We start from the raw sequence: 2,630 nt of genomic DNA on the forward strand, positions 1-2,630 counted from the left end.
TCCGGTCCGAGGCCGCCGTGGAGCGGATGAGGAACAGGGTGTTCGCGGCACGGTCGCGGAAGGCGACCTGCCGGGACGCGGGATGGATACGGGACTTCATGGGGTTTCCCTCCTTGTCACGGTCCGCCCGGGGCGGAGAGGTGGTTCAGCGTTCCTCGCGGAAGGGGACGTGCGTCCCGGCGAGCCGGTCGTACTTGCGCAGGACGAGCCGGCCGGGGTCGTTGCTGCGGTTCTTGCGCGTCACATAGGCGACGCCGGTCCCGGCCGTCGACCTCAGCGTGACGACGGGACGCATGCTGCTGCGTGCCATGAAGTCCTCCTCTCACCCACACCCCCCGATTGTCCGGAGCATGTCAGTTACATGGTCTGGAACAACCGGTCCGGCGCTCTCATTCCCGGCCGGCACGAAGGCCCGCAGGAACCGCCGCGATCGCAAGCGTCCGCCCGGGGCGAGCGACTCGCTGATCACGTGGGCGGCCGAGGCGGTCGTGTCCGTGGGCGGCGCCGCGTCTCAGGGTTTGCGGGCCACGATGGCGGCATTCGCCCCGGCCGCGACGAGCGGCACGGTGGTGGTGTCGGTGAATCCGGCACCGGTCAGCCAGTCGGTGTACTCGGCGTGGGTGTAGTTGTGGCCGGAGCGTGTCTCGATCAGCATGTTCAAGCCCATCAGGGCCGCGGGGGCCGGTCCGGTCTCGTCGTCGTCCAGGACGAGTTCGCAGATGATGACCGTGCCGCCCGCGGGCAGCGCCGCGTGGCACTTGGCGAGCAGGGCGCGGCCGGCGGCCTCGTCCCAGTCGTGCAGGATCATGCTGAGCAGGATCACGTCGTGGCCCAGGGGCAGGGCCGGGTCGGTGAGGAAGTCACCGTCGTGGGTGGAGACGGCGTGCCCGAGGCCGAGGCCGGCGATCTTCTCGCGGGCCATGGCGGTGACGCGCGGCAGGTCCAGGACGGTCGCCCGCAGGTGGGGATGGCGGCGGCACAGGCCGACGGGGAAGGCGCCGGTGCCGCCGCCCACGTCGAGGAGCCGGCGGTGGGATGTGAAGTCGTGGGCGTCGGCCAGGGCGTCGGCGGTGAAGGAGGAGAGCGTGAACATCGCCCCCCAGAAGTCTTCGAGGATCGCCGGGTCCGCCGTGACGAAGGCGGACTCCTGGATGTCGGGGTCCCAGGTGGTGGGGCGGTTGGTGAGCAGGGCCTTCTGGAGGTCGTGCCAGGCGGGGTAGGCGTGCCGGTCCGAGTAGCGGACGAATCCGCCGAACCAGTGCGGTCGGCCCTCGACCAGGAAGTGCTCCGCCGTCTCGCTGTTGCGGTAGCGGTCGTTCTCGCGCACCAGCAGGCCGAGGGAGGCGCAGCCGGCCAGAAGCATGCGGGCCGGCCGGGGGTCCAGGCCCAGGGCCGCGGTCAGTTCGGCGGCGTTCGCGCTGCCGAGCCCGGACAAGGTGGTGAACAGGCCGAGGTCGACGGCGGCGGCCAGTGTCTTGAACCGCCAGAAGCCGGTGGTGAGTTCCATCAGCGGGATGGGGGTGAGGGCGGGCGCCGCGGCGGGCGGGCCGGGGCGAGGCACCAGGGGCGTGGTCGACATCGTGGTTTCCGATCTGGGTCGGGGGGTGGGCCGAAGCACTATTTATGACCACTTAAAGTAGTTACGCAAATACGTGACGTAACTTCTTGGTGTGGGAGATTCTGTGACGCATGGTGCGAAAATCGACGAGTCGACCACGCTCTGGCTGCCACTGCCCGACGAACTGCCCGCCGGGACAGCGGCTGTCGGACGGGCGCTGACAGCCCTGCTGGAACGGGCGCCCGTGGCGTACGAGGCGGCGATGGGCGACGACGCGGGCGCACCGCAGGCCCGGCGGGGGCTGCTGGACTGGGCGACCGCAACCGGCGCCGAGGGGCAGGCCGTTCTCGCGCCGCCGGCCGGCAGCCGCATCCACGACCGGCACTTCGAGGTGAAGCGGGTGCGGGGCGACAACGCCGCCCTGCTCGCCGCGGCCGTCCTCGTCAGCGACCTGCTCGTGCGGGAGGACCTGGCCACGGCCGGGACCACCCTCGGCGGAGAGTCCGGTGAGCTGTTGGGCGTCACCGCCTTCCTCACCGGCGGCCTGTCGGTCCCCTCCAAGGACCGCGAGTGGGCATCCGCCGACCCCTCCGCGGCCGCGCACCTGCGCTGGCTGATCGGGCATCAGCGCTTCTTCGTGGTGCTCCAGTTGCTGAGCTCGGCCCTGTCCGGGGTGGACCGTGCGGCCGGCACCGCGCGGGAGGGGGAGGCGGTACGAGAATTCACCTGGCTGTGCCGCAGCGCCTCGGCCTCCATGCGCTATGCCGCCGACTTCCCCCCGCACTGGTACGCACAGGTGCGGGACACCATGGTGCCGCCCGCCGTGAACGCCGGATTCAGCGGCCTGCAGACCCGTGACCACCAGCATCTCGTCTCCGTCATGCGCACCCTGAAGCGCGGCGGCGGGCTGGACCGCCTGGCGCCGAGGTCGGCCGAGGCCGTGCACGCGGGCGTGAGCCAGCTCTACAGCGCGCATGTGTGGGTCTGCGACCGGTTCGGCGGTTCCACCGAACCCAGCCTCCTGATGGCCCAGACCCGGCGGGGGGGGGGGGGGGCCCCCCCCGCCCCGGGG

3 protein-coding genes are annotated in these 2,630 nt (G+C 71.6%); 1 reads left to right on the plus strand and 2 read right to left on the minus strand.

The window, feature by feature from the left end:
- Positions 1 to 145 precede the first annotated feature (145 nt).
- Positions 146 to 310 carry a 50S ribosomal protein L33 gene (rpmG, locus tag ABT070_RS46090; RefSeq protein WP_351769340.1) on the minus strand — a complete coding sequence of 55 codons (165 nt, stop codon included), beginning with the start codon at positions 308 to 310 and terminating at the stop codon, positions 146 to 148.
- Between the two features lie 201 nt (positions 311 to 511).
- Positions 512 to 1,579, minus strand: a complete 1,068-nt coding sequence (locus ABT070_RS46095) for a methyltransferase (protein WP_351769342.1) — start codon at positions 1,577 to 1,579, stop codon at positions 512 to 514.
- Between the two features lie 103 nt (positions 1,580 to 1,682).
- On the opposite strand from ABT070_RS46095, the gene ABT070_RS46100 reads away from it, so the two are divergent.
- On the plus strand, positions 1,683 to 2,630 hold a 948-nt coding region (locus tag ABT070_RS46100; RefSeq protein ID WP_351769344.1), incomplete at its 3' end, for a 3-methyl-L-tyrosine peroxygenase-related protein.

The organism is Streptomyces sp. NPDC002884 (assembly GCF_040295245.1).
GTDB lineage: Bacteria > Actinomycetota > Actinomycetes > Streptomycetales > Streptomycetaceae > Streptomyces.